At 74.8% G+C, this 26,865-nt stretch carries 24 protein-coding genes and 2 pseudogenes; 6 read left to right on the plus strand and 20 right to left on the minus strand.

The features are described 5' to 3' along the window. Window positions 1-93 precede the first annotated feature (93 nt). The 13 genes from ABD343_RS17050 to hisI form a co-directional block, all read right to left on the minus strand. The gene (locus tag ABD343_RS17050) at window positions 94-597 is read right to left on the minus strand and encodes a Na(+)/H(+) antiporter subunit C (protein WP_344528939.1); all 504 of its coding nucleotides are present in this window, start codon (window positions 595-597) and stop codon (window positions 94-96) included. Beyond that, window positions 594-3,578: a Na+/H+ antiporter subunit A gene (locus ABD343_RS17055; RefSeq protein WP_344529313.1), complete on the minus strand. Its 2,985-nt coding sequence runs from the start codon at window positions 3,576-3,578 to the stop codon at window positions 594-596. The genes ABD343_RS17050 and ABD343_RS17055 overlap by 4 nt, the downstream gene beginning before the upstream one ends. A 57-nt stretch (window positions 3,579-3,635) precedes the next feature. Continuing rightward, window positions 3,636-4,625: a prolipoprotein diacylglyceryl transferase gene (lgt, locus tag ABD343_RS17060; RefSeq protein ID WP_344528941.1), complete on the minus strand. Its 990-nt coding sequence runs from the start codon at window positions 4,623-4,625 to the stop codon at window positions 3,636-3,638. Between the two features lie 96 nt (window positions 4,626-4,721). Beyond that, a complete protein-coding gene (locus ABD343_RS17065) occupies window positions 4,722-5,465 on the minus strand; it encodes a DsbA family protein (protein WP_344528943.1) in 744 nt (247 codons plus the stop codon). A 385-nt stretch (window positions 5,466-5,850) separates the two neighbouring features. Continuing rightward, on the minus strand, window positions 5,851-6,663 hold the full coding sequence (gene trpA, locus ABD343_RS17070; RefSeq protein ID WP_344528945.1) for a tryptophan synthase subunit alpha: 813 nt from the start codon (window positions 6,661-6,663) through the stop codon (window positions 5,851-5,853). After that, on the minus strand, window positions 6,660-7,895 hold the full coding sequence (gene trpB / locus ABD343_RS17075) for a tryptophan synthase subunit beta (protein ID WP_344528947.1): 1,236 nt from the start codon (window positions 7,893-7,895) through the stop codon (window positions 6,660-6,662). Before trpB ends, trpA begins: the two co-directional genes overlap by 4 nt. A 102-nt stretch (window positions 7,896-7,997) precedes the next feature. Next, on the minus strand, window positions 7,998-8,174 hold the full coding sequence (trpM, locus tag ABD343_RS41000) for a tryptophan biosynthesis modulator TrpM (RefSeq protein WP_425578196.1): 177 nt from the start codon (window positions 8,172-8,174) through the stop codon (window positions 7,998-8,000). Between the two features lie 6 nt (window positions 8,175-8,180). Continuing rightward, window positions 8,181-8,990, minus strand: coding sequence for an indole-3-glycerol phosphate synthase TrpC (trpC, locus tag ABD343_RS17080; protein ID WP_344528949.1), 810 nt, complete (start codon window positions 8,988-8,990; stop codon window positions 8,181-8,183). A gap of 170 nt (window positions 8,991-9,160) precedes the next feature. Next, window positions 9,161-9,586, minus strand: a complete 426-nt coding sequence (locus ABD343_RS17085; RefSeq protein WP_344528951.1) for a DUF2752 domain-containing protein — start codon at window positions 9,584-9,586, stop codon at window positions 9,161-9,163. 20 nt (window positions 9,587-9,606) lie between these two features. After that, window positions 9,607-9,894 carry an HGxxPAAW family protein gene (locus tag ABD343_RS17090; protein ID WP_344528953.1) on the minus strand — a complete coding sequence of 96 codons (288 nt, stop codon included), beginning with the start codon at window positions 9,892-9,894 and terminating at the stop codon, window positions 9,607-9,609. 91 nt (window positions 9,895-9,985) lie between these two features. Beyond that, a complete protein-coding gene (locus ABD343_RS17095) occupies window positions 9,986-10,666 on the minus strand; it encodes a TIGR02234 family membrane protein (protein ID WP_344528955.1) in 681 nt (226 codons plus the stop codon). Further along, window positions 10,663-12,183 (minus strand): anthranilate synthase component I, encoded by a 1,521-nt coding sequence (locus ABD343_RS17100; RefSeq protein ID WP_344528957.1) that lies wholly within the window; start codon window positions 12,181-12,183, stop codon window positions 10,663-10,665. Before ABD343_RS17100 ends, ABD343_RS17095 begins: the two co-directional genes overlap by 4 nt. A gap of 170 nt (window positions 12,184-12,353) precedes the next feature. Then, entirely contained in the window at window positions 12,354-12,719 is a 366-nt protein-coding gene (gene hisI / locus ABD343_RS17105; RefSeq protein WP_344528959.1) for a phosphoribosyl-AMP cyclohydrolase, read from the minus strand. 42 nt (window positions 12,720-12,761) lie between these two features. Here hisI and ABD343_RS17110 point away from each other — a divergent pair, with 42 nt between their 5' ends. The 5 genes and pseudogenes from ABD343_RS17110 to ABD343_RS41005 all read left to right on the plus strand — a co-directional run. Next, window positions 12,762-13,394, plus strand: coding sequence for a TIGR03085 family metal-binding protein (locus ABD343_RS17110; protein ID WP_344528961.1), 633 nt, complete (start codon window positions 12,762-12,764; stop codon window positions 13,392-13,394). A gap of 61 nt (window positions 13,395-13,455) precedes the next feature. Continuing rightward, window positions 13,456-15,846, plus strand: coding sequence for a tetratricopeptide repeat protein (locus ABD343_RS17115; RefSeq protein ID WP_344528963.1), 2,391 nt, complete (start codon window positions 13,456-13,458; stop codon window positions 15,844-15,846). A 20-nt stretch (window positions 15,847-15,866) separates the two neighbouring features. Continuing rightward, a complete protein-coding gene (locus tag ABD343_RS17120) occupies window positions 15,867-17,486 on the plus strand; it encodes a vWA domain-containing protein (RefSeq protein ID WP_344528965.1) in 1,620 nt (539 codons plus the stop codon). 47 nt (window positions 17,487-17,533) lie between these two features. Next, the gene (locus tag ABD343_RS17125) at window positions 17,534-18,493 is read left to right on the plus strand and encodes a hypothetical protein (protein WP_344528967.1); all 960 of its coding nucleotides are present in this window, start codon (window positions 17,534-17,536) and stop codon (window positions 18,491-18,493) included. Beyond that, a pseudogene (locus ABD343_RS41005) lies at window positions 18,490-19,827 on the plus strand (extracellular solute-binding protein); the annotation flags it as partial. The gene ABD343_RS17125 and the pseudogene ABD343_RS41005, both read left to right, overlap by 4 nt. Here ABD343_RS41005 and ABD343_RS17135 read toward each other — a convergent pair. The 3 genes and pseudogenes from ABD343_RS17135 to ABD343_RS17145 all read right to left on the minus strand — a co-directional run. Continuing rightward, entirely contained in the window at window positions 19,712-21,109 is a 1,398-nt protein-coding gene (locus ABD343_RS17135) for an MFS transporter (RefSeq protein ID WP_344528969.1), read from the minus strand. The pseudogene ABD343_RS41005 and the gene ABD343_RS17135 overlap by 116 nt on opposite strands. Beyond that, window positions 21,106-21,720 (minus strand): helix-turn-helix domain-containing protein, encoded by a 615-nt coding sequence (locus ABD343_RS17140; RefSeq protein ID WP_344528971.1) that lies wholly within the window; start codon window positions 21,718-21,720, stop codon window positions 21,106-21,108. Before ABD343_RS17140 ends, ABD343_RS17135 begins: the two co-directional genes overlap by 4 nt. Window positions 21,721-21,795: 75 nt before the next feature. Next, a pseudogene (locus tag ABD343_RS17145) lies at window positions 21,796-21,975 on the minus strand (M23 family metallopeptidase); the annotation flags it as partial. 617 nt (window positions 21,976-22,592) lie between these two features. On the opposite strand from ABD343_RS17145, the gene ABD343_RS17150 reads away from it, so the two are divergent. Then, the gene (locus ABD343_RS17150) at window positions 22,593-23,825 is read left to right on the plus strand and encodes a serine hydrolase domain-containing protein (protein WP_344528973.1); all 1,233 of its coding nucleotides are present in this window, start codon (window positions 22,593-22,595) and stop codon (window positions 23,823-23,825) included. 15 nt (window positions 23,826-23,840) lie between these two features. Here the strand turns inward: ABD343_RS17150 and ABD343_RS17155 are convergent, their stop codons facing one another. The 4 genes from ABD343_RS17155 to ABD343_RS17170 all read right to left on the minus strand — a co-directional run bounded on the left by ABD343_RS17155 (window position 23,841) and on the right by ABD343_RS17170 (window position 26,784). After that, entirely contained in the window at window positions 23,841-24,215 is a 375-nt protein-coding gene (locus ABD343_RS17155) for a hypothetical protein (protein WP_344528975.1), read from the minus strand. Then, complete coding sequence (locus ABD343_RS17160; RefSeq protein ID WP_344528977.1) at window positions 24,212-24,430, minus strand: hypothetical protein; 219 nt, start codon at window positions 24,428-24,430, stop codon at window positions 24,212-24,214. Before ABD343_RS17160 ends, ABD343_RS17155 begins: the two co-directional genes overlap by 4 nt. Before the next feature lie 67 nt (window positions 24,431-24,497). Next, on the minus strand, window positions 24,498-25,454 hold the full coding sequence (locus ABD343_RS17165; protein WP_344528979.1) for a DMT family transporter: 957 nt from the start codon (window positions 25,452-25,454) through the stop codon (window positions 24,498-24,500). Between the two features lie 436 nt (window positions 25,455-25,890). Further along, window positions 25,891-26,784 (minus strand): LysR family transcriptional regulator, encoded by an 894-nt coding sequence (locus ABD343_RS17170; RefSeq protein WP_344528981.1) that lies wholly within the window; start codon window positions 26,782-26,784, stop codon window positions 25,891-25,893. Window positions 26,785-26,865 lie beyond the last annotated feature (81 nt).

A 26,865-nucleotide genomic window follows, 5' to 3' on the forward strand; every position in this document is an offset into this window, starting at 1 on the left:
CTGCTGAGGCCTGCTGTGCTTGGGAGGTCTGCGCTGAGGCGCAGGGCTGGCAAGCGCAGCCACCATGCCGGGTGCGCAGGGCTCGCCGCGTGCTCATTCGTCCCGGCCCAGAATCGTCTGCCATGGGTCGTCCTCCCCTGCGGCCTCCTCGGCGGTTTCTTCGGCGCGGGCCTGGCGGGCGCGGAAGGCGCGTCGCAGCTCGCGCCGTTCGCGCCAGACGGCCCGCTCCTCCGCGTACTCGGCCCGACGGGCAACGCGGATGTCCTCGGTGTCGTCCTGCACGTCGTCGCTGCCGGAGAGCTGCCAGGAGCGGTACGCCATGGTCACGAGGAACGCGGTGAGCGCGAGCGTGATGACGATCGCGGTGAGGATGAACGCCTCGGGCAGCGGGTCCGCCATCCGCGTCACGTCGGACCCGGGGTAGAGCAGCGGCGCCTCGCCCGCGGCGCCGCTGGTGGCGAGGACGAGCAGGTTGACGCCGTTCCCGACGAGGACGGCGCCGAGCAGGATGCGGGTGAGAGGCCGGGCGAGCAGCAGGGCCGTACCGGCGGCGAAGAGGACGCCGCCGGTGACGACGAGGATCAGGGTCTCGGTCATGAGGCGCCGCCCCGCTGCCGCTCGTACGCGGCCCGTGCCCGCTCCCGCTCGATACGCCGGTCGATCTCGGAGCCGAGGCTGCGCAGCACGTCCAGGACGACGCCGAGGACGAGCAGATAGACCCCGGTGTCGAAGAGGACGGCGCTGGCCGCGTGGACCTCGCCGAGGACGGGGAGTTCGGCGTGCACGGAGCCGGAGGCGAGGACGCTGCCGCCGAGGAAGAGCCCGGCGAGGCCCGTACCGGTGAGGATCACCAGGCCGAGGCCGAGCAGGAAGCCCGCGTCGACGGGCGCGGCGGCGGCGAGTTCGTGGCGCCCGCCCGCGAGATAGCGGACGGCCAGCGCGAGCCCGGCGACGAGCCCCGCCGTGAAGCCGCCGCCGGGCAGGTTCTCGGCGCAGAAGAGGAGGTAGAGGGAGAGGACGACGATGGGGTGGAAGACGAGGCGGGCCATCACCTCGAACATCACCGAGCGGCCCTCGGGCGCGAGGCTGGAGCTGGCCGCGAGCCAGGTGCGGCGCGGCGCGACCGGCGAACCGCCGCCGCGCGGCGGCAGGATGACGGGGCGTCCGGGCAGCTTCCACGCGTCGAGCCGCCCCGGCACCGGACCGGGGACCGCGCTGCCCGGGCCCGCCTCGCCGGCGCGCACCCCGGCCCCGGGTCCGGCGCCGGGCACGGGCAGCGCGACGGCGGCGCGGGCGCGGCGGCGCAGATAGACGAGGCTGGTGACGCCGACGGCGGCGACGGCGAGGACGGCCGACTCCCCCATCGTGTCCCAGGCGCGCAGGTCGACGAGGGTGGTGGCGACGACGTTCCGGACACCCTCGTGCGCGGTCGCGGTCGGCAGTTCGTGCCCGGCGGGCGGCCCGAGCCGCGCGGCGGCGGCCAGATAGGTGAGCCCGGCGACGAGCCCTCCGGCGGCGACGGCGAACACGAGCTGGGTGACGCGGCGTACGCGCCAGGTGCGCTGCCCGTCGGGGAAGCGGGCCGGCAGCCGCCGCAGCACGAGCACGAAGACGATCAGCGAGACCGTCTCGACGGCGAACTGGGTCAGCGCGAGGTCCGGCGCCCCGTGCAGGACGTAGAGCACGCCCGTGCCGTAGCCGGTGATCCCGGCGAGGATGGCGGCCTTCATGCGCTGGCCCGCCAGGACGCAGAGCACCGCGACGGCGCAGACGCCCACGGCGACGGCGAGCTGCGGCACCGAGTCGTACCAGCGGGGCTCCGCCATGTGCTGCCAGGGCTCGTCGGCGACGAGCGCGGCGCCCTCGAAGCCGACGAGGACGGCCAGCACGGTCCCGAGGTAGACGGGCAGCGAGCCGCGCTGGACCATGCCGGTGGTCTGGAGGGAGAGCCGCTCCAGCCCCCACAGGGCACGCGCGAAGACCACGTCGCCGTCGAACTGCGCGAGCAGGTCGCCGAGCCGGGCCAGCGGCCGCTGCGCGAGGAAGACCAGCAGGCCCAGCGCCCAGGCGAGCGAGGAGAGGCCGAGCGCGGGCCCGAAGCCGTGCCAGAGCGCGAGGTGGAAGGGCTCGCCGTCGGGGTCGGGGAACGTACGGGCGTAGCGCGCGAGCAGCGGGTCGAGCCACAGCACGGCGGGCCCGAGCAGCAGCCCGCACAGCGCGCAGACGGCGGGCGGCAGGAAGAGCGCTGGCCCCGTACGGCCGACGGGCGGCGGCGCGACGCCGGGCTTGCGCGCGAACGCGCCCCACAGGAACCGCAGCGTGTACGCGAATGTGAGCCCGGAGCCCACGACGACGGCCGCGAGCGCCCAGGCGTCGGCCGTGTCCCCGTCGACCAGCGCCTGCGCGGCGGCCTCCTTGGCGGCGAACCCGAGCAGCGGCGGCAGCCCCGCCATGGAGGCCCCGGCGAGCACCGCGACGGCGCACACCCACGGCATCCGGCGCCCGAGCCCGGACAGCCGGTCGAGCTGCCGCGTCCCGGTGGCGTGGTCGACGATCCCGACGACGAGGAAGAGAGGCGCCTTGAACAGCGCGTGCGCGAGGATCATCACGGCCCCCGCGAGCGCCGCGTCCCGCGTCCCGTCGCCGACGAGCAGGACGAGGAAGCCGAGCTGGCTGACCGTGCCGAACGCGAGCAGCCGCTTGAGGTCCGTCTCGCGCAGCGCCCGCCACCCGCCGAGCAGCATGGTCACCGCGCCCAGCACCAGCACCGTCTCCCGCCAGGGCACGACGTGCGCGAAGGCGGGCGCGAGCCGCGCGACGAGATAGACCCCGGCCTTGACCATGGCGGCGGCGTGCAGATACGCGGAGACCGGCGTCGGCGCGGCCATCGCCCCCGGCAGCCAGAAGCTGAACGGCCACACCGCCGATTTCGTCAGCGCCCCCACGAGGACGAGCACGAGCGCGGTCGAGAGCAGCGGCCCGGCGGCGGGCGGGTCGGCGACGATCCGCGAGAGGCGGTACGTGCCCGCCGCGTGCCCCAGCATCAGGAAGCCGATCAGCATCACGAGCCCGCCGAGCGTGGTGACGAGCAGGGCCTGGAGGGCGGCGCGGCGGTTGGTGCGGCGCTCGGGCGTGTGGCCGATGAGGAGGAAGGAGAAGACCGTGGTCAGCTCCCACATCACGTAGAGCACGATCAGGTCGTCGGCGAGGACCAGCCCGAGCATGGCCCCGGCGAACGCGGTGAGGGTCCCGGCGAAGACGCCGACGCGAGGCTCGTCCCGCCGGAAGTACCCGGCGCAGTAGACCATCACGAGCGCGCCGACGCCGCCCGCGATGAGCACCATCAGCAGCGCGAGCGCGTCGCAGCGGAGCGCGACGCCGACCCCCAGCCCGGGGATCCAGTGCCACTCGGAGACGAGCGCGTGCCCGTCGGCGACCTCCCCGTGCCGCACGGCGGCCCAGACGGCGGCGGCGCCGGGCACGAGCGCGAGGGGCAGGAACGCGCGGACGCCGAGCCACCGCACCAGCGGCACCGCCGCGCAGGCGGCACCGAGGTGAAGGAGGATCAGCCACAGCACCTCCCGAGAATTGCACACGAAACGGCACAATCCGGGCAGGCGTTGCGGGGGTGAGAGCTACGAGGTGGAGCCGCCCTTGGCCTTGTCGCCGTCCTCGGCGTCGGCCTCGGCTTCGGTCTTGGCGTCGGCCTTGTCGTCCGATGCGGGCTCGGACTTGGCCTTGGCCTCGGCCTTGTCGCCGTCACCCTTGTCCGTGTCGGCGGCGGGCTTCTCCTCCGCCGCGCCGGGCTCCACGACCTCTTCCCGGCCGGGGCGGCGCTTCGCGGAGAGCACGATGTAGACCACGGCGGCGACGAAGACGAGGATCGCGGTCCAGTTGTTGAGCCGCATGCCGAGCACGTGGTGGGCGTCGTCCACCCGCATGTACTCGATCCAGAACCGGCCCACGGTGTACGCCGCGACGTAGAGCGCGAACGCGCGTCCGTGCCCGAGCTTGAAGCGGCGGTCCGCCCAGATCACCAGCAGCGCGACGCCGACGCACCACAGCGACTCGTAGAGGAACGTCGGGTGGTACGTGGCCAGGTCGGGCGTGTCGACGGGCCGGTGGTCCTGGTCGATCTTCAGCGCCCAGGGAAGGTCGGTGGCCTTGCCGTACAGCTCCTGGTTGAACCAGTTGCCCCAGCGGCCCAGCGCCTGGGCGAGGACGATGCCGGGCGCGACGGCGTCCGCGTACGCGGGCAGCGGGATGCCGCGGCGGCGGCAGCCGATCCAGGCACCGAGCGCGCCGAGCGCGATGGCGCCCCAGATCCCGAGACCGCCGTCCCAGATACGGAAGGCGTCCACCCAGTTGCGGCCGTCGCCGAAGTAGAGCTGATAGTCGGTGACGACGTGGTAGAGCCTGCCGCCGATCAGGCCGAACGGCACGGCCCACACGGCGATGTCGGCGACCGTGCCGGGGCGTCCGCCCCGGGCGACCCAGCGCCGGCCGCCGAGCCAGACCGCGACGAACACGCCGAGGATGATGCACAGCGCGTAGCCGCGCAACGGAAGCGGCCCGAGGTGAATCTCACCGGCCGAGGGACTGGGGATAAAGGCAAGGGTCTCCATGGCCCCCCCGACGCTACCGTGCCGCACGCCACCGTCCGCAATCAGCCCGCACAACGGCTCCATAACACCCCGGCGCCGCCCGCGTACGGCCGGTGGCTAGGCCGCCTTCTGCTCCACCATCTTCTTGAGCTTGCCCGGAGTGAGCGGGTTCGACTGGTCGCTGTAGACGTCCTTGCCGTCGAGCAGGATCGTCGGCGTCGCCTTGTGCTCCGAGTTGCGGAAGGAGTCGTTGGACTCCTTCACCCACGCGTCGTGCTTGCCGCTCTTGACGCACTTCTCGAAGCCGGGCCCTTCGAGGCCGTCGACCTTGCCCGCGAGGGCGAGCAGCCGCTTGTCACTGGCGAAGGCGTCGTCCTGCTCGGCGGGCTGGTTCTGGTACAGCACGTCGTGGTACTCGGGGAACTTGCCCGCGTCGCGCGCGCAAGCCGCCGCGTTCGCGGCCTTCTTGGAGCCGCTGCCGCCCATGTTCCCGTCGATGAGCGTCACCAGGTGGTACTCGGTCTTGAGCTTGCCGGCCTTCTCCAGCCCGCGCACGGTGCTGCGGAAATGGTTCTCGAACTGGGCGCAGGCGGGGCAGCGGAAGTCCTCGTAGACGGTGAGCCTGGCGGGGGCCGAGGTCTTGCCGACCGTGATCGGCTTGGCGTCGCTCCCGGAACCGCCGTCGTCCTTCTTCGTCTGGGCGACGATCACCGAGACCGCGGTCGCCACGACCAGCACGCCGACGACCACGGCCCCCACCTTCAGCGTCCTGCGACGCTTCTCCGCGCCCTTCTGGCGCGCCTGCTCCTCACGCAGCCGGTCCCTCGCGGTGCGCTTCCCATCGTTGTTCTTCTGGCTCATCACACCCAGAGCCAACGACTCGCCGTCGAGGCAAAAGCCGACCTCTTCCCCTTTTCACCCAAAAGTGGTGAACCCCTTCTGGGCTCCCCGAACAGCGGCTGCCCCGCCCTGTGCGTCGCGGGCTGCGGCTGTGCTGTGGCTGGCCGCGCAGTTCCCCGCGCCCCTGACGGGGCACGTCAGCTTCTCCCCTGTGCTTGGGAGGTCTGCGCATGGGGGTACCTCCCTGCTCGAAGAGCTTGGGGGAGCAGGGCTGGCAAGCGCAGCCCCCACGCCGGGCAATCCGGCATGAGGGCCGCACCCGGGGTGCCCCGGACCGTGCTTCGCGGGGCGCGCCCGCGTCGGGGCTCGTCGCGCAGTTCCCCGCGCCCCTGACGGGGCGCTCTCGTCAGACTCGGTGGACGCCTGCCGCCAACTCTCCGGCCAGGGAACGGATATCCGCCAGGCCGGATTCGAGGTCGGCGGCGTCCAGGAGGCGTTTGACGAAGGCCGAGCCGACGATGACGCCGTCGGCGAAGGCCGCGACCTCGGACGCCTGGCGGGCGTTGGAGACGCCCAGGCCGACACAGACCGGAAGCGAGGTGGTGGCCCGGGTCCGAGCGACCAGCGACTCCGCCTCGCGGCCCACCGACTCGCGCGTGCCCGTCACACCCATCAGCGACGCCGCGTACACAAAGCCGCTGCCCGCCGCCGTGATCTTCGCGAGCCGCTCGTCGCGGCTGCTCGGGGCGACGACGAAGACGGTCGCGAGCCCGTTCGCCTCGGCGGCCTTCCGCCACGCGTCGGACTCCTCGACGGGGAGGTCGGGGAGGATGCAGCCCGCGCCGCCCGCCTCGCCCAGCTCGGCCGCGAAGCGCTCGACCCCGTACCGGTCGATCGGGTTCCAGTACGTCATGACCAGCACCGGCTTGCCCGTCGCCGCGTGGGCCTCGCGGACCGTACGGATGACGTCCGCGATACGGACGCCGCCGCGCAGCGCGATGTCGTCGGCGGTCTGGATGACCGGCCCGTCGAGCACCGGGTCGCTGTGCGGGAGGCCGACCTCGACGATGTCGCAGCCGCTCTCCAGCAGCGCCGTGCAGGCGGCGATCCCGCCCTCGACGGTGGGGAATCCGGCGGGGAGGTAGCCGACGAGAGCGGCCCGGTTCTCGGACTCGGCCCGCGCCAGCGCGGCGTCCAGCAGATCGATCGTTCCGCTCACTTGTCCGCCCCCTCGTCGTACAGGCCGAAGTACCGCGCGGCCGTGTCCATGTCCTTGTCGCCGCGCCCGGAGAGGTTGACGAGGATCAGCCCGTCCTCGCCCAGCTCCTTGCCGAGGTCCAGCGCACCCGCGAGCGCGTGGGCGCTCTCGATGGCCGGGATGATGCCCTCGGTCTCCGAGAGGAGGCGCAGCGCCTGCATCGCCTGGTCGTCGGTCACCGGGCGGTACTCGCCGCGCCCGCTGTCCTTGAGGTACGCGTGCTCGGGGCCGATGCCCGGGTAGTCGAGCCCGGCCGAGATCGAGTACGGCTCGGTGATCTGGCCCTCGTCGTCCTGGAGGACGTACGAGCGCGAGCCGTGCAGGATGCCGGGCTCGCCGACGGAGAGGGTCGCGGCGTGTTCGCCGGACTCCACGCCGTGGCCAGCGGCCTCCAGGCCGACGATGCGGACGTCCGCGTCGCCGAGGAACGCGTGGAAGAGCCCGATGGCGTTCGAGCCGCCGCCCACGCAGGCCGCCACGGCGTCGGGCAGCCGCCCGGCCCGCTCCAGGATCTGGCGCCGCGCCTCGACGCCGATGACGCGGTGGAAGTCGCGGACGAGCTGCGGGAAGGGGTGCGGTCCCGCGACCGTGCCGAAGAGGTAGTGCGTGCGGTCGACGTTGGCGACCCAGTCGCGGAACGCCTCGTTGATCGCGTCCTTGAGCGTGCGGCTGCCGGACGTGACCGGGATGACCTCGGCGCCGAGCATCCGCATGCGGGCGACGTTCAGCGCCTGGCGCCGGGTGTCGATCTCGCCCATGTAGATCGTGCAGTCGAGGCCGAAGAGGGCGCAGGCGGTGGCGGTGGCCACGCCGTGCTGGCCCGCGCCGGTCTCGGCGATGACGCGGGTCTTGCCCATGCGCTTGGTGAGCAGGGCCTGGCCCAGCACATTGTTGATCTTGTGCGAGCCGGTGTGGTTGAGGTCCTCGCGCTTGAGGAAGATCCGGGCGCCGCCCGCGTGCCGCGCGAAGCGGGGCACCTCGGTCAGGGCGCTGGGCCGCCCGGTGTAGTTGACCAGCAGGTCGTCCAGCTCGGCGGCGAACTCCGGGTCGGCCTTGGCCTTCTCGTACTCGGCCGCGACCTCGTCGACGGCCGCGACGAGGGCCTCGGGGATGAACTTGCCGCCGAACGCGCCGAAGTAGCCTTCGGCGCTGGGGACTCGGTTCTCCGGGTCAGGGATGAAGTAATCGGACATACGTGTGCCGTTCCTCGGGTGGGTGGGCATGGTTGCGGTGGCCGCGCCTGCGACGAGCCGTTCCCCCGTCCCGCCCCTTCCCGAAACTGGGGGCTCTGCCCCCTAAGCGGGGTCTGCGGCGGGGCTGGGGAGTGCCCCGCGCCATCGGCGGCCCCGCACCTGACCCGGCTCGCACCCGATGTGGTACCGAACGCGCCGACCGAGCACCTTGCGCGCGGGCGCGCGGCAGCCCCGCGGGCGGCACCCGCGCGCGAGACGTGCGTAACGGTCGGCGGACATGGGGCGTCAGCCCCGCCCGTGGCGCAGCGCCGGGTGGGCCCCGGCGGCGACGAGGTCGGCGACGGCCGCCTTCGGGTCCTTGCCCGTGACCAGGGACTCGCCGACGAGCACGGCGTCCGCGCCCTCGTTCGCGTACGCGATCAGGTCGTGGGGGCCGCGGACGCCCGACTCGGCGACCTTGACGATGTGGTCGGGGATCTCGGGCGCGATCCGGGTGAAGTTGCCCCGGTCGACCTCAAGAGTCTTCAGATTGCGCGCGTTGACCCCGATGATCTTCGCGCCCGCCTCGATCGCCCGCTCGGTCTCCTCCTCGTCGTGCACCTCGACCAGCGGCGTCAGGCCGATGGACTCGGCGCGCTCGATCAGGGAGACGAGGGCCTCCTGCTCCAGCGCGGCGACGATCAGCAGGATGACGTCGGCGCCGTGCGCCCGCGCCTCCCAGAGCTGGTACGAGGAGAAGACGAAGTCCTTGCGCAGCACCGGCACGTCCACCCGGGCGCGGACCGCGTCGAGGTCGGCCAGCGAGCCGGCGAAGCGGCGCTGCTCGGTGAGGACGGAGATGACGGCGGCGCCCCCCGCCTCGTAGTCCGCGGCGAGGCCCGCGGGGTCGGCGATGGCCGCCAGCGCGCCCTTGGAGGGACTGGAGCGCTTGACCTCGCAGATCACCCGGACGCTGTCGCCCTTGAGGGCCGCGAGGCCGTCCTTGGCCTGGGGCGCCCTCGCCGCGCGCTCCTTGAGCTCCTCGAGGCTGACGCGCGCCTGCCGCTCGGCGAGGTCCTCACGCACGCCTTCGATGATCTCGTCGAGCACACTCACGCGAGCGGCCCCTTTCTTGGCTGGGGGCGGCCCCCGCGAGGCTTCACGGGGGATGGTCAGGTCGGCCACTGTGATGGTATCCGCAGGGGGACGGAGGTCCCGCATCCGGTTGACCGTAGTCCCGCATTCCGGACAATTCTTCGATCGTTCCGGGCACCGTAACCCGCAGGTCACGGCGTGAGCCCGGCACCGAGGGGCGTGTTCCGGACAACTGTGAACGCGGCCGTCAGCGCGCAGGCCGCCCAGCCGTGCCAGGCGCGGACCCGTACGGGGAAGGCGTGGCGACGGCCGCGGGCCGTACGGACGAGCCAGTGCGCCCAGAGGAGCGCGAAGAGGGCGAGGGCCGCCACCGCGAGCGCGTTGGCGCCCAGCGCGGCGCCCAGGTCGCCGTGCGCGACGGCGTACGCGCAGCGCAGCCCGCCGCAGCCGGGGCAGGCGAGCCCGGTCACGGAGAGGACGGGGCAGGCGGGGTAGTGGCCGGGCTCGCGGGGGTCGAAAGCGGCCACGTACGCGAAAGCCGCGCCCACCCCGGCGAGGACGCCGAGGGGCGCGGCGAGGCGCGGCACCGCCGCCAGGGGGCGGGGCCGCGCCGTCACGGCGTCGTCACGCCGGTCGGTCAGGAGTGCGCCTCGGCGGTCTGCGCCGTCGGCGTCGCGGCCTGGCTCTGCGCCAGCTTCTGCTTGTGGGCCCGGAGCTGGTCCTCGGTGAGGCCCTTGCTCTTCGCGCCGAGACCCGCCGCGCGCATGATCCCGCCGACCACGGCGCCCGCCAGGATCAGCACCAGGCTCGCGGCCACCCCGACCGGCGAGGGGATCACCATGAAGACCGAGCCCGTGCAGAAGCCGATGAAGGCGATGATGACGCCGGTCCACGCGGCGGGGGTGTGTCCGTGGCTGTGCGCCATGAGTGCTCCTTGTGTACGTGGTGTACGTGTGACGTATGCGAACGAAGCGGGGCCCGTCACGGGGCCGCCGCCCCCCATTGTCCCTCGTGTGTCACGCGGTGCCGTGCGTGGGGTCCTCGCCGCGGTCGAGGGCCTTCCACAGATCCTCGGGCCGGTCGGGGTCGACGCGCGCGGGGCGCGCCGCGCGGGGGCCGCGCGCCGTGCGCTCGTACCGCCCGCTGCCGGACATCGAGGGCCAGGCGCGGCCGAAGCGCAGCGCGAGCAGCCCGGCGATCACCAGCAGCAGCCCGCCGGCCGCCGAGACGTACGGCCACGCGCTGAGGTGGACGGCGCCGATGTCGCTGCCGGTGAGGCCCGAGGTCTTGGCGGCCTTCTCGGAGAGCGCGCCGGGGTCGTCGGCGCCGATCAGCGCGGAGGCGATCACGCCGGCGCCGCAGAGCGTGAGCAGCACGGAGACCGTGACCCGCCCGGCGCGGCGCACCGCGAAGACCGCGACCAGGGCCGCGAGGCCGACGAGCGCCAGGGCGCTGGGGAGTCCGGTGACGTCCCCGCCCTTGGCCGTGACGGGCACGGTGCCCTGGGCGAAGGCGGCGGTGGACTCGCTCCAGGTCTGCCCGGCGGAGACGAGCGCGAGCGCGGCGCCGACCGCGCCGCACAGCAGCGCGATGCCCAGTGCGCGCCGGGCCGCGCGCTGCCCCGGGGGGCGCCCGGTGCGCTCGGAGCGCCCGGCGCCCTCGGGGCGCTCATCGGGCTCGGAGGATGCAGAAGTCACCCTTCCACGCTACCGCTGAGCCGTTCGGCGGTACGGACCGCCCTCAGCACGGCCGCCGCCTTGTTCCGGCACTCGGTGTCCTCGGCCGCCGGATCCGAGTCGGCGACGACGCCCGCGCCCGCCTGGACGTACGCGGTGCCGTCGCGCAGCAGCGCCGTACGGATGGCGATGGCGGTGTCCGAGTCGCCCGCGAAGTCGAGATAGCCGACGCAGCCCCCGTAGACCCCGCGGCGGGTGGGCTCCAGCTCCTCGATGATCTGGAGGGCACGCGGCTTGGGCGCGCCGGAGAGGGTCCCGGCGGGAAAGCAGGCGGTGAGCGCGTCGAAGGCCGTGCGCCCCTCGGCGAGGCGCCCGGTGACCGTCGAGACGATGTGCATGACGTGGCTGTAGCGCTCGACGGACATGAAGTCGACGACCTCCACGCTGCCGGGCTCGCACACCCGCCCGAGGTCGTTGCGCCCGAGGTCGACGAGCATCAGGTGCTCGGCGCGCTCCTTGGGGTCGGCCAGCAGCTCCTCGGCGAGCGCGCTGTCCTCGCGCGGGGTCGCGCCGCGCGGGCGCGTGCCCGCGATGGGGTGCATCATCGCGCGCCCGTCCTCGACCTTGACGAGCGCCTCGGGGCTGGAGCCGACGATGTCGAAGCCGTCGAACCGCAGCAGGTACATGTACGGGCTCGGGTTCGTGGCGCGCAGCACCCGGTAGACGTCGAGGGCGCTCGCCTCGCACCGGGCCTCGAACCGCTGCGAGGGCACGACCTGGAACGCCTCGCCCGCGCGGATGCGCTCCTTGACGTCCTCGACCCAGCCCTTGTACGTCGCGCCGCCCGACCGCGCCTCGAAGTCCGGCAGCTCGGACGGCGGCAGCGCGGCCGGGGCCACCGGGGCCGGGCGCGCGAGGTCGGCCTCCATCGCGTCGAGCCTGCGGACGGCGTCGGCGTACGCCTCGTCGACGCCCGTCGCCAGGTCGTTGTGGTTGATCGCGTTGGCGATCAGCAGCACGGTGCCGTCGCGGTGGTCGAGCACCGCGAGGTCGGAGGTGAGCAGCATCGTGAGCGGCGGGAGGCCGAGGTCGTCCTCGGTGCTGTCGCCGATCTTCTCCAGGCGGCGCACGATGTCGTACCCGAGGTAGCCGACCATGCCCCCGGTGAACGGCGGCAGCTCGCCGAGCGCGCCCGCCTCGTGCAGGTCGCGCGGGGTGTGCAGGGCCTCGACGGTCTCCCGCAGCGCGTGCAGCGGATCGCCGCTCGTCGGTACGCCCACGGGCGGCGTGCCCCGCCAGTGCGCCTGCCCGTCCCGCACGGTGAGCGCGGCGTCGCTGCGGACGCCGACGAACGAGTAGCGGGACCAGGTGCGGCCGTTCTCCGCGGACTCCAGCAGAAACGTGCCGGGGCGCTCCGCGGCGAGTTTCCGGTACAGGGCGATGGGGGTGTCGCCGTCGGCCAGCAGGCGTCGCGTCACGGGGATGACGCGGCGGTCCTCGGCGAGGGTGCGGAAGGCTTCGAGGGAGGGGGCGGTCATGAACGCCGAGCCTAGTGGGCGCCGACCGCGCCTTTGGCGCCCGGCATCCTGGGCTGCACCCGGGCTGCCCCGTCCTGTGCTTCGCGGTCTGCGGCCGCGTCGTGGCCGCTCGCGCAGTTCCCCGCGCCCCTGATGGGCACCCCCGACGTCGGGCTGTGCCTTTCAGGGCGTCAGCCGAGAGGAAGAGGGTCGGCGTCGAAGCAGGTCCGAGCGCCCGTGTGGCAGGCGGGGCCCGTCTGGTCGACCTTGACGAGGACCGTGTCCGCGTCGCAGTCGAGGGCGACGGACTTCACCCGCTGGACGTGCCCGGACGTATCGCCCTTGACCCAGTACTCCTGGCGGCTGCGGCTCCAGTACGTCGCGCGGCCGGAGGAGAGCGTGCGGGACAGCGCCTCGTCGTCCATCCAGCCGAGCATCAGCACCTCACCGGTGTCGTACTGCTGGGCGACCGCGGGGAACAGGCCGTTCGCGTCACGCTTGAGGCGGGCGGCGACGGCCGGGTCGAGGGAGCTGTCGGGGATGTCGTTCGAGGGCATGTGCTCCATTGTCCCGTACGCGCGCTGGGGAAGAATGGCCGCATGTCGACCCACGCCAAGCGGGAACGCCTGCTGCTCGCCGATCTGCTGGAAGCCAACGGCCCCGAGGCCCCGACACTGTGTGAGGGGTGGAAGACCCGCGATCTCGCCGCGCACATCGTGGTGCGCGAGCGCCGCCAGGACGCGGCGGGCGGGATCCTGATCAAGCCGCTCGCGGCGCGCCTGGAGCGCGTCCAGGGCGAGTTCGCCGCCAAGCCCTACGAGGAGCTGATCCAGCTCATCCGCACGGGACCGCCCCGGATGTCGCCGTTCTCCGTCAAGCAGGTGGACGAGGCGGCGAACACGGTGGAGTTCTTCGTGCACGCCGAGGACGTGCGCCGCGCGCAGGCCGACTGGTCGCGCCGCGAGCTGGACCCCGTCTTCGAGGACGCCCTGTGGCGGCGCCTGGAGAGCGGCGCGCGGGTGTACGGGCGCAAGTCGCCGGTGGGCCTCGTGCTGCGCCGCCCGAACGGGCAGACCGCCGTGGCCCGCAAGGGCACCCCCGTGGTGACGGTCACGGGCGAGCCCTCGGAGCTGCTGCTGTTCGCCTCCGGGCGGCAGGAGGTCGCCGATGTCGGGCTGGAGGGCGAGAAGGACGCCGTCGCGCAGGCGTACGAGGCCCGGCTCGGCATCTGAGCGGACTTTCTCCGGCCGGAGGACTCCTGACGGTCGGTGACCGGGCGTATCCTCGCCGGACATGGGGGACCCAGGAACGGGCGCCGCGTGTCCGCACACCCTCTTCTCGGGTGCGCGGTGCGCCGGGCGCCTGACCGTGACGGGGTACTGCGACGGGTGCGGGCGGCACCCGCGGACGGCGGCCCGGGGCCCGGGGAAGCCGGCGGACGAGAGCGGTGCCGGGACCCCGCCCCTGCTGTCCCTGCCGTGGCTGGCGCCCCGCTCCCCCGGCGCGCGGCTGATCCCGGAGGACTCCCCGCCGCCGCCCGGACGCAAGTGCGGCGACCCGGAGTGCGGGGCGCCGCTCGGGCCGCCGCTGCTCGGGCTCCCGCCGCCGGAGGGGTTCTGCCCGCTGTGCGGCCACCGCTTCTCGTTCGCGCCCTCGCTGCGCGCGGGGGACACGCTCGCGCAGTACCGGGTGCGCGGGTGCCTCGCGCACGGCGGTCAGGGCTGGGTCTATCTCGCGGACAGCACCGAGCTGACCGATGTGCCGCCGCTGGTGGTCAAGGGCCTGCTGAACCGGCACGACGAGCGGATGCGGAAGCTGGCCACCGAGGAGGCCCGCTACCTCTATCTGCTGAACCACGAGGGCATCGTCGGCTTCCACAACTACGTGCGCCACACCCACCCCGGCGACGCCGAGCCGACCTCGTACCTGGTGATGGAGTACGTCGGCGGCAGCACGCTGGAGGAGATCGTCACCCGGACCCGGCGGGGCGAACTGCCGCTCGGGCGGCCGCTGGACATCGAGACCGTGCTCGCCTACGGCTGCCTGATCCTGGAGGCGCTCGGCCATATGCACGGGCTGGGGCTGGTCTACAGCGACCTGAAGCCGTCGAACGTCATCCACGTCGGCGACCGCATCAAGATCATCGACCTGGGCGGGGTACGGAAGGCCGGGGACCAGCAGTACGAGCCGACGCTCTCCGAGCCGTTCGCCGCGCCTGAGGTGCTCGCGGGCCGCACGGGGCCGACCGTCGCGCACGACCTGCACACGGTCGGCCGGACGCTGAACGAACTGGCCGCCTACGCGGTGCGGGACGTGCCGGGCCTCGCGATGCGCTCGTTCCGCCGGGTGATCGACCGGGCCACGCACCCGCTGCCGTACTACCGCTTCTCCTCGGCGCGCGAGATGGCGGGCCAACTGCGGGGCGTGGCGCGGGAGGTGCGGGCGCTGCGCGGGACGCGGGACGACCCGGAGCCGTCCCGCTACTTCGCCCCGGCCGGGGAGCTGCTCGGCCGCGAGCTGGGCACGGTGCCGCCCCGCGCCCGGTGGCTGGCGGGGCCCGCGCCGGTGCGGGGGCAGCAGTTCCGCTCGGCGCCGCTGGACCCCGCGGTCCCCTCGGCGCGCGCCTTCGCGCTGGGGCTGCCGGTGCCGGGCCCGCATCCGGAGGACAAGCGGGCCGGGGAGTTCGGGCTGACGACGTACGACCCGCTCCAGGTGCTCCAGCAGGATCCCGCGCGGCCCTCGTCCGACATCTGCCTGCACCACGTACGCCGTCATCTGCGCGGCGGCGGCGAGGAGGCGTGGGAGCGGGCCGCCGGGGAGTACGCGAGGGCCGTGGACATCCTGGGCGCCGGGCCCGCGCTGCGCTGGCGGCTCGCCTGGCACCAGGGGCTGCTGGCGCTGGTCCGCGCCGACCTCGCGCGGCGGGCCGGGGCGGGCGGGGAGGAGCGGGCGCATCTGGAGGCGGCACGCCGCGCGTTCGACCTGACGTACGGGGCGATGCCCGGCGAGTACGCGCCCAAGCTCGCGCTCGGCTACTGCGCGGAGCGGCTCTCCCCGCGCTCGGCCGAGGCCGAGGAGTTCTACCGCGCGGTGTGGGCGCGCAACCCCGCGCACGGCAGCGCCGCTTTCGGGCTCGTCCGCCCGGCGCTCGCGCGCGGCGACCGGCGGCGGGCGCTCGACGTGCTCGACCGGGTGCCGCCCGACGCGCACGACCGCGCGGCGGTGCGCGTCGCCGCGCTCCGCGTCCTGACGGCCCGGCTGGAGGGCGGGCGGCCGCCGCTGCCCTCGCTCGCGGAGTTCGCCGAGGCGCAGCGGCGGCTCGCGGGCGACCTCGCCGACCGGGAGCTGCGCGACGCCCCGCACGTCGGCGAGGAGGGCCGCACCCGGCTGACGGCGGAGGTCCTGGAGTGGGCGCTCGACCTGGTGACGCACACCGGGGCGGACGAACTGCCGTACGGGGAGATCTTCGGGCCCGCGCCCGGGGACCGTCCCCCGCCGCCCCGTTCGCGGGTCGCGCGCCGACTGCGGCGCCTGGCCGGCGCGCCGCTGTCCGGGCCCGAGACGCGGGTGCGGGCCCGGCTCGCCGAGTGCTACGGCACGCTGGCGCGGCTGTCGGGGGACGACGCGGAGCGCGAGCGGTTCGCCGACCGCGCCAACGCCGTGCGCCCGATGACCCTGACGTGATCCGAGGCGGGAGGCGGCCGATGGCCGGGGACGACGAGCGGGGGCTGTACGCGCGGCTGACGGTGGACATGCGGACCGACCGGTACGCGGACCGGCGCCTCCTCGTGCGCGCGGTGGTGCGCGCCGACATGTACGAGGAGCGGCCCGAGGACGCCGGGGCGCGCTGGCTGCCCGCGCGGGGGACGGCGGGCGGGGCGTCCGGCGGGGAGCCCTCGGGGATCGGGGTGCTCGTCGCCGTCGACTTCGCGCCGGGCGAGCCGCGCGCGGGGCGGCCCGGCGCCGAGGAGCGGAAGCGGGCGCTGGCCCGGGCGGCGGGCGCCGCCGTCGACGCGCTGCCGGACGGCACGCACTTCGCGCTGCTGGGCGGCGGCGCCCGGCCCGGCGTCGTCTATCCCTGGACCGGCGAGTGGGCGGTGGCCGGTGACGAGCCGCGCCGCCTGGCCCGGTTCGAGACGCGGGGGATGATGCCGCACGGCGCCGCGGACGAGACCCGGACGAGCTACGCCGCGTGGCTCGCGCTGGCCCGCCGGATGTTCGCGGACACGCGGCACGCCGTACGGCACATGATCATGGTGACGGACGGCAGCAGCGGCGACGCCGCGGCGGGCCCGGACGGCCTGGAGCGCGAACTCGACGCCTGCGCGGGCCACTTCACCTGCGACGTCCTCGCCGTCGGCGACGGCTGGCGGGTGGGCCCCCTGACGCGTATCGCGACGGACCTGCACGGCACGGCGGACGCGGTGGGGGAAGGCCACGAGCTGGGCGCGCGGCTCGCCGGGACCGTGCGGGGGCTGGTCGACGCGCGGCTGCCCGCGCTGCCGGTGGAGATCACCGTACGCACGGGCGTCCGGCTCGTGTCGTTCGCCGAGGTCTCGCCCGTACGGCGGGCGTTCCGCGTCGAGGCACCCCCGCTGGACGCGCCGGACGGGCCGCGTACGCACCGCTTCCGCACGCACCTGTGGGCGGCCGGGACGCGCGAGTACCAGATCGAGCTGACGGCGAGCCCGCACGGGGAACCGCTCGGCGAACACCTCCAGTTGGCCGCCTTCGCGCTCGGCGGCGACGGGCCGGGCGGGGCGGGCGGTACGGACGCGGTGGGCGGGCCGGACGCGGTGGGCGGGCCGGGCGCGGCTGGTCCGGCCGTCCCGGTGCTCGTGCGGTGGACGGACGACGTGGCGGCGGCGGAGACCTCGCGGTTCACCGCGCGGGGCGGCAGCGTGCTGTACCACGCGCGGCGCACCGACCGGGTCACGGCGTACATGGAGGGGTGCGAGGCCGCGCTGCGCGGGGAGCGCGAGCGGGCGGAGAAGCTCCTCGGCCACGCCTGCCGGCTGGCGGCCGGGGCGCGGGACGAGCTGCTGCTGACGCTGCTGGACAGGGTCGTGCACGTGCTGGACCCGGGCGGCGGCGTCGTGCGGCTCCGCGCCTCCGTGGCCCCCTTCGAGCTGCGCCGCAGCCAGTTGCGCGCCCAGCGCGTGCCGCCGTCCCCCGCCTCCGCGCCCGGCGCACCGCCCCCGCCCGACTGCCCCGCGTGCGGCGCCGGGTCCGCCCCGGGCGCCCGTCACTGCGTACGGTGCGGGGCCCGGCTGGCGGCGGGGGCCGGGGAGCGCCGCCGGGAGCGGGGAGGTGACCGGTGGTGAGTCCGGGCGCGAGACCGTGGCGCGGGGTCCGGGCACGGCTGCGGGCGGTGTCCACCCGTGCGCTGCTGCGGCGGCATCTCGCGGCGCTCGTGGTCCTGGCCGTGCTGGCGGGCACGGCGCTGCTCGTCTCGTACGACGTGGTGCACCGTTCCCCCGAGCGCGTCCGCACCGGCATCGCGCCCGCTGCGCAGCAGGTGGCCGCGGCGCGGATCGCGCTGGAGACCGCGCACCGCCACGCCGAGGCGGCCGTGGGCAGGCCCGCCTCCCGGGTGACCGGAGTGGGAGAGGGCTTCCGCACCCAGCTCTCCGCCGCCGACCAGAACCTCTCGCGCGCCGCCGACAAGCAGCTCGCGGGCCCGTACGGGCGGGGCGAGCTGGACACGGTCGACGGGCTCCTGACGGTGTACGCGGACGCGGTCAACCAGGCGGCCGGGATGTACGGGGGCGAGCCGGAGGACGAGCTGCGCACCATGCGCGAGCTGCGGATGACCGAGGCGGGTTCGCTGATGCACCGCCGGGTCACCGGCATGCTGCCCCGGCTCGCCGCGCTCCAGGAGCGGCAGCTCGAAGAGGTCCGCGAGGAGCTGGAGTTCAGCACCGCGCAGCGGGTGGGGTGGGCGCTGGCCGAGGCCTTCCTCGTGCTGACGGCGCTCGTGCTGCTGTCGGCGTCGCGCGTGCTGCGGCGGCGCTGCGGGCGGATGTTCGACGGCTGGCTGCTGTGCGGGCTCCTGCTCACGCTCGTCCTCGCCGTCGTCCCGGTGCGCTGGACCGGCACGACGCAGGACCGGCTCGACACGGTGAGCGCGCGGCTGACGAGCCTGGAGCACGCGGCCGCCCAGCAGCACATCACCCGCACCGCGACCGAGGTACGGCGCGCGGCCGACTCCGCGCACGGGCGCGCGGGCCCCCTCCTCGGCTTCGGCGCCTGCGGCCTGGCGCTGCTCGTGCTCCCCTCCGCCGGGCTGCTGCACCGGCTCCGCGCCGACTACGGGAGGGCGCGGCCATGACGCGCGCGGTCCGGGCGCTGCTGGGCGTCCTGCTGCTGGTCCTCACCGCCGCCGCGGCCGGGTGCGGCGGCACCGCGGAGCTGGGCTCGCCCGAGGAGCGCCCGGTCGCCGTGCTCGGGCCCTGGACCGGCGACCAGGAGGAGGACTTCCGGGCGCTGCTGGACAGGGCGGGCGTCCGCTACACGTATCAGGGCACGGCCGCCCAGCGCGAGGTCCTGCTCTCCCAGGTCCAGTCGGGCAGCCCGCCGGACATCGCGCTGCTCCCGGGCCCCGGCGAGCTGGCGGACTACGCGCGCAAGGGCCATCTGGCGTCCCTGGAGGGGCTGTACGAGCCCGTCGAGTACGGCGGCGAGGGCCCCTGGCAGCCGGTGGCGAGCGGCACGGGCGGCAGCTACTGGGTGCCGGTCAAGGCCGATGTGAAGAGCCTCGTCTGGTATCGCGCGGGCGGGCCCCGTCCGGACGGCTCCACGGTCGGCCAGTGGTGCCTGGGCATGATCGACGACGGTGCCTCCGGCTGGCCGGGCAGCGACTGGATCGAGGACATCGTGCTCCAGGGCTACGGCACCGGGATCTACGAGCGGTGGGCGGGCGGCACGCTGCCGTGGACCGACGAGAGGATCGCGGCGGCGTGGCGCGAGTGGGGCCTGCTGCTCGCCCAGGACGACGGGAGCGGCGGAGAGGACGGCGACGGCCGGGGCGACAGGGGCGGCGGGAGCGCGGCGCGGCGGGCGCTGCTGACCGACCACCGGGGGAAGCCCGGCGCGCACGGCCTGCTCTTCGGCGGGGGACGCCGGTCCTGCGCGCTGGAGCACCAGGGCACCTTCGCCCCGTTCTTCTACGGCGAACGGGCCTCCGACGCCCGCTTCGTCAGCTCGCGCTCCCTGCTGCCGGGCGGCCCGTACATGTACGAGGGGCCCGAACGCAGCGAGGTCTCGGCCGACTTCGCCGTGCTGTTCAAGAGCGGCGGCGGCCCTCCGGGGGACCGCCGGAAACTGCTCTCCTTCCTGGCGTCGACGCGGGGCCAGCGCGCCCTGCTGAAGACCACGGGCTACTTCTCCGCGAACTCCACGGCGTACCCGGGCGCTCCGGGGGCGGAACGGAGCGGGGAGCGGATCGCGCGGCGCCTCACCGGGAAGGAGAGCGAGCGCTGCCTGGACGCCTCGGACGTGATGCCGCCGGCCGTCCGTGACGCGTTCTACGAGGAGGTGCTGCGCTTCCTCACCGCCCCGGCGAAGGACCCTCTCCCCCGCCTGCGCGCGATCCAGTCCATCCAGCGGACGGAACGGGCCCGGCTGGGGCTGGGGCCGGGGACGCCGTGGATGCGGGGCGTGTGCACGTAGGCCCCTTCCGTACGGGCAGTTCGGCGCGCAGGCAGACGCGGGAGGCGAGCGGCAGCAGCGAGCCGAGGCCGAGGAGGCCGCAGCACACGAAGACGGGCCCGGTGCCCCACGCGCCCGCGGCGGCGCCGAAGACCGGGTACGACAGGGGCGCCAGCCCGGTCGCGCCGAGGCCCGTGACCGAGGTGACCCGGCCCAGGTAGGCGGGGTCGGCGGTGACCTGGACCAGGGCCCGGGAGAGCCCGCCGCACAGCCCGCCCGCGAGCCCGGCGAGCGCGGCGAGCCCCACGGCGGCGGGCAGCCCGGGCGCGAGGCCCACGGCGCCGACGCAGAGCGAGGTGGCGGCCACGGCCGCGCACTGCACGGCACCGGCGCGCGGCACCCCGCCCCGCACGGCGAGCACCAGCGCGCTCGTACCGGCGCCGGCCCCGAAGGCGCTGACCAGCCATCCGACGCCCGCCGCGCCCCAGCCGCGCTCGGCGGCGAGGAGGACGAGCCCGACGTTGAGCGGCCCGGTGACGGCGAATTCGCACAGCGCCCCGCTCAGCGCGAGCCGGGCGAGGAGGGGGCGCCGCCGCATGTGGCGGAAACCGTCCACGAGTTCGCCGGACGGGGAGGGGCGGGGGCGCCCCGCCCGCTCGTCCGGCACCGTGGCCTCGTCCGACGCCGTGGCCTCGCCGGGCGCCGGCGGCCTCAGCCGTACGGCGGCGAGCAGAGCCAGCGACACGGCGAACAGGCCCGCCGCGACGGCGAACGCGGTCGCGCCGCCGCCGAGACCCAGCGCGAAGCCGCCGAGCGGCGGCCCCGCCACGTTGCCGAGCCGGACGGCGAGCAGGCTCATGCCCTGCACCCGCGCGAGCTGGTCGCGGGAGGTGAGGCGGGGCGGCAGCGCCCCGACGGCGGGCACGAACAGCGCGTCGACGGCGCCGAAGACGAGCGCGCCGAGGACGAGCGGCCACAGCCCCGTCGTCCCGGCGCCCAGCGCGAGGGCCACCGCGAGGACGACCGCGCAGCGCACGGCGTCGCTGCCGAGGACCACCCGGCGCGGCCCGTAGCGGTCGGCGACGACGCCGCCGCCCAGCATCAGCAGCACGCGCGGCACCGCGCTGACGGCCATGACGAGGCCGACCCCGGCGGGGCCCGTGACGCGCTGCGCGGCCCAGCCGAAGGCGAGGAAGCAGACGCCGTCGCCGATCATGGAGGCGGCGTACGCCGCGAGCCAGCGCAGCACGGAGCCGTCGCGGTACGCGGGAGGGGCCGGTGCCCCGTTCGCCGTCATGGCCGGAACGGGAACCCGTAGAGGTGCAGGGCCACGTGCTCGCGACGGGCGTCGTCGCCCTCGGCCCCTGCCTCGCGCGCGTGCTCCTTCCAGCGCGCCGTGACCTCCGCCAGCTCGGCCTCGCAGCGGGCGAGTTCGTCGGGGGTGAGCCGGACGAGCGTCTCGGAGCTGAACGCCGCGTCCATCCACTCCTTGGACCAGGACGCCATCTGGTCGAGGAACGTCGTGTACTGCTCGCCGCGCGTCTCCAGCAGCCGCCGGACCACCTGCGAGGCGACGGCCGCGCCCTCGGGCCGGTCGTGGAAGTCGGAGCTGCGGAAGCTGAACGGGCGGTCGTCCGAGGGTTTCCACCAGCGCTCCCGCCCGTCGCCGCCCCGGCCCTCCGGGCTCTCGGCCTCGACGATGAAGCCGTGCTCGGCCATCTTCCGCAGGTGGTAACTGACCAGCGAGACGGCCTCGTCGACCTGGTCGGCGAGCTGGGAGGCGGTCGCCGTGCGCACGGTGCCCAGCGCGCGCCACAGCTCGATCCGGAGCGGGTGCGTGAAGACCTTGAGTGCGGCGAGATCGGTGATGCGGTTCTGGACGTTCGAGTCATGCGAGTCATCGGCCATGGCTCCGACCGTAGACAGGAAAGAGAAGTTGCACAATTATTTTTGCGCAAGTTCTCTTTCGCATCTGGTCGTTCGCTAGAGGGTGACCCCGTATCCCGCGAGCCACTTCGCGGGGTCGACCGCCGAGCCGTACTCGGGCGTCGTGCGGACCTCGAAGTGCAGGTGCGGGCCCGTGACATTGCCGGTCGAGCCCGACTCGGCTATGTGGTCCCCGGCGCCGACGGACTGGCCGTCCTCGACGAGGATCCTGGACAGGCGCCGACGAGCGGCAGCGCGAGGGTGGCCCCGGCGGCGGAGACGCGGGTGACGAGCTTGCGGGCTCTGCCCCGGGGGCGCTCGGCGCGGTGCCGGGCGCGGCGGGGGTGGGGGTGGGGGTGGGGGTGGGGGTGGGGGTGGGGGTGTTCGGCGAAGGGGGTCGGTGACGACGCATACGTCATCGGGTGACTCCAACTGTCTCCGGCCGCCTGCGGGGTGAGCTGGCGGGCTGGGGCGGGAGTACGCCCCGCCGCGCCTCCGGTCTCCAGGACGCGGCCTCGCCCCCAGCCGCCATGTTGTGTGTGCGGGGGGGGTGCGGCAAAGGTGGGCCCCCCGCTCCTGCCCTGCGGTCGGGGGGAGGTGCCGCGTCCGGCGCGGGCAGGATTCGGCGTGCTGACCGGCGCGGTGTTCGTCTCTCGAACACGCGGCACGCCAGGGGGATCCGCCCCACGAGCACAACCTCTTCACGGAAGTACGCCCCGAACCCTCCCTGCTCACCGGGCACTTCACCCACGCCGGCCCCGGCAAATCCCCCATGACCGCCTCAGTGCCGACTCGGGGTCCGGGTCGGGGCGTTCCCGGATGGCGCGGGCGCGCGGGGGCGGGAGCGTGTCCGTATGACTTCCCTCCCCTCCCTCTCCCGCCGGGGCCTCCTCGCGGGCGCCGCGACCGCGACCGCGCTGGCGACCCTGGGCCCCGGTGCGCCGGCGAGCGCGGCGGACCGTACGGGCCGTACGGGCCGTGTGAGCGCGGCGGGCCGTACGGGCCACGCGGGCACGGGCACGCTCCCGGCCCTCGACCCCGAGGCGCTGCGCGCGGCGATCGGCGATCTCGACCACCCGCCCGCCGTCGCCGCCCAGTTGCGGGTCAGCGGCTCGGCGGGCCGCTGGTACGGCGCCTCCGGCGTCTCCGACACGGCGACGGGACGGCCGGTGGGCCCGAACGACAAGGTGCGCGCGGGCAGCGTCACCAAGCCGTTCGTCGCCGTGGTCGTCCTCCAGCTCGCGCGGGAGGGCCGCCTCGCGCTCGACGCGCCCGTACGCCGCTACCTGCCCGACCTGCTGCCCGCGACCGGCGCCTTCCGCCGGATCACCGTCGCGCACCTGCTCGACCACACCAGCGGCATGCCCGACCACGTCGGGCTCCCGCCGGACGACACCCCCGAGGACGTGCTGCGGCACCGGTTCGACAGATGGACGCCGCCCCGCATCGTGGCGACGGCGACCGGTAGCCCCCCGAAGTTCGAGCCGGGCACCGCGCAGGAGTACCGGGGCGTGAACTACGTCCTGGCCGCACTGGTCGTCGAGCGCGTGACGCGGCGCCCGTACGGTGCCGAGGTCCGCGACCGGGTGCTGCGCCCGCTGGGCCTGGGCCACACGGACCTGCCGTCGCTCTCCGGCCATGACACCCGCGTCCACGGGCCGCATCTGCACGGCTACCTCGACATGTCGGACGGGCGCCGCGAGGACATCACCGCGTACGACATGTCCAGTTCGTGGGCGGAGGGGGAGATCGTCACCACCACCGGCGATCTCACGCGCTTCCTCGCCGGGCTCTTCTCGGGCGCGCTGCTCCAAGGGCCGTGGCTGCGGCGGATGTTCACGCTGCCGCCCGACGACGTGCGCATGCTCGACGGCGGCCCGGCCCGCTACAGCGCGGGCCTCCAGACCGCCACCGTCAACGGCGTCACCTTCTGGGGCAAGACCGGCGAGCAGTACGGCTACGGAACGGGCGCGTTCTCCACCCGCGACCAGCGCCGCCGCCTCGTCTGGACCTTCACCCCGACCGGCCTGGACGCCGACCGGGGGAAGATGAGCCGGCGCGTGGTCGAGGCGGCGACGACGCGCTGACGTCCGCCGGGGGGCCTACGCCTTCCAGTCCCGGAGACAGCGGGCCGTCCAGGAAAGGTCGGCCCGCCCGGTCTCGGAGTCCTTGGTGAGCTTGGCGAGCGCCTGCGGGGGCGGATCGATGGGCTCGCCGGACTGCCCCATGTACTCCCAGGCGCAGACAGCCCCGATCAGCCGGTTGTAGTCCTCGAACGGCTTCAGCCGGACCATCGTCTCCAGAAGGACGGCGGCGCGGGTGGGCACCTCCTCGTAGTAGACCTCACCGGCGAAGCGTTCGAACCGGTGCCTCTCCACCGCGGAGTGCAGAGCGCCCCAGTCCCGGAGCACCGGGTCCGAAGGCACCTTGCTGGTCTGGATACCGAGAATCCAGCCCGCGTCGACGAAGAGGGTCACCGGTCTCCCTCGTCGAACATCTCGATGAACTCCGGGGCGAGCAGGGCGAACTTCTCGCTCGCGCCCTCGATGAACGACTGCCGCTGCCGCCTCCGGACAACATCCTCGGTCAGTATGTCGTGGGCCAGGCGCTTGATCGCCTTGCCCTGCTCCTTGGCCTCGGCGCGCAGCTCGGCCAGCTCTTCCTCGGTGAACTCGATCGTGATCCCAGGCATACGAGCAGGCTAATCACGCCGCAACCACGATCGCTACCAGCATCACTACCACGAGCGAATCCGAAGCTCACCCCTCGCTCGCGCGCCCCCTGCCCCGCACCGTGAGCAGCAGCAGGCCGACGAGGACCAGGGCGACGCCCGTCCACGCCCACGCGCCGAGGCGTTCGCCGACGACGAGGACGCCGAGCAGTGCCGCGACCACCGACTCCAGCAGGGTCAGGGTCGTGGCCGTGCTCGGGGTCGTACGGGCGAGGCCCGCGCCGAAGAGGACGTAGGCGAGGCACATCGGCACGACGGCGAGGTAGCCCGCGACGGCCAGGCCCCTCGGCTCGCCCAGCAGCGGGCCGCCCGTCACGGCCAGGACGGGGAGCAGGAGCAGCGCCCCGAGGCCGAAGACCGCGCCCATCGTGGCGCGCGACGTGCTGCCGCGGCGCATCAGCCCGGAGCCGCAGCAGGTGTACGCGGCGTACGCGGCGCCGCCCAGCAGGCCGAGCGCGACGCCCCCGGCGGCGTGCGGCGCGCTCCCGTCGTGGCTCTCGCCCGTGAGGACGAGCAGGACGCAGCCGACGCCCGCGGCGAGGGTGGCCGCGGCCCAGCGGCGGGTGAGCCGGGTGCCGTCGAGGGTGCGTTCGAGGAGCGCGGCGAAGACGGGCGCGGAGCCGATGGTGACCACGGTCCCCACGGCGACGCCCGCCCAGGCCATGGCCGTGTAGAAGGCGAGCGGGTAGACGGCGACGGACAGTCCGCCGCACAGGACGCGCGGCAGCGCGCCCCCGCCGCCGCGCGGCACGGCGAACGCCGAGCGCCCGGCGAGCAGGAACGTGAGCAGGCCGCCGATGCCCATGGTGGCGGCGCCGATGGAGAGCGCGGAGGCCCCGGCGGGGGCGAGGCCGGCGACGGTGCCGGTCGTGCCCCACAGGGCCGCGGCGGTGAGGACGAGCAGCGGCCCTGTGGCGGGCGCGGGCGCGGGAGTTACGGACGCGGACGCGACGGGGGAAGGGCGGACGGAGACGCGTTCTGACATGCGGAGAGACACCTGGTCCTGATCATGAGGTCGGCTGCGGGCAGTCGCATGAGGGCGCAGCGGACCACGGCGTGCCGTCGGTGACGGTCTCGCCGGTCAGGATGCTCGGAAGCGTCTGGTGGGTGCGCCCTCAGAGGGACGCGGGGGGCGGTGTGACCGCGTGCCAGTACGTGGTGGTGTCCATGACCGCGACTCTAACCCGTACGGCACGACCCCCGTCACCCCGTCCGCATACTGACGCACCCCGGAAACCGCCCCGCGCGGCCCGGCACCGCGACGCGGGCGGCGGCACCGCGCCCAGCACGGCCCCGAGCGAACCGCGCTCACGCCCCGGTGCCCACCGCAGCCGCCCGATGGGCCCCGCCCCGGCGCGCGGCGCGCAGGCCGCGGCGCAGCCCGGCACCGGGCGCGGATTCCCTCCGCGAGGAGGCCGCGCTCACGCCTCGCCGCCCCGCAGGCGCTCCGTGAGGATCCGCTGCAGTTCGCGGGCCGCGCGTGGTGGGGAGACGTCGCCGCGGTGGGCGACGGAGATCGTGCGGTGGAGGCCCGGTGCGGCGAAGCGGGTGGCGCGCAGGCCCGCGCGGTCGGCGACCATGCCCGGCACCACGGCGACGCCCAGCCCCGCCCGTACGAAGGCGAGGACCGCGTCCATCTCGCCGCCCTCGACGCCCATCACCGGCTCGAAGCCCGCCTCGCGGCACGCGGCGACGGTGAACTCCCGCAGGTCGTACCCCCGGCGGAACATCGCCAGGGGGCGGTCGCGCAGGTCCTCCACGCGGATCCGGGTACGCCGCACGGGCGGCGGCGCGTCCGGGGCCGAGACCACGACCAGCTCCTCGCGCAGCAGCTCGGAGGTGTGCAGGGCCGGGGCCTGCCCGTGGAGCGGGGTGATGATCAGGGCGAGGTCCAGCTCGCCCGCGGCCAGCACCCGTACGAGGTCCTGGGAGCCGTCCTCGTGGACGACGAGGTCGACGCCCGGGTAGGCGTCGTGGAAGGCGCGCAGCACGTCGGGGACGAGGCTCGCGCACAGGCTCGGCGTCGCCCCGAGCCGGACCCGGCCGCGCTGGAGGCGGGCGACCTCCTGGACCTCGCGGCGCGCGGTCTCGGTGTCGGCGAGGATGCGGCGGGCCAGCGGCAGCAGCGCCTCGCCCGCGTCCGTCAGCGAGATGTGGCCGCGGGCACGGTGGAACAGCTCGGCGCCCAGCTCCCGTTCGAGCGCACGGATCTGCTGGGAGAGGGAGGGCTGCGCGACGTGCTCGCGCTGCGCGGCGCGGGTGAAGTGCCGGGTGTCGGCGACGGCGGCGAAGTACCGGAGCTGCTGGAGCTGCATGGGACCAGCGTAATCATGATTCATAGGCAGCACCTATCCAGCGCAGCATTTCTATGTCTTGGACTGATGCCGCCCCGGCTC

It is taken from the genome of Streptomyces albiaxialis, assembly GCF_039530985.1.
In the GTDB taxonomy this organism is placed as follows: domain Bacteria; phylum Actinomycetota; class Actinomycetes; order Streptomycetales; family Streptomycetaceae; genus Streptomyces; species Streptomyces albiaxialis.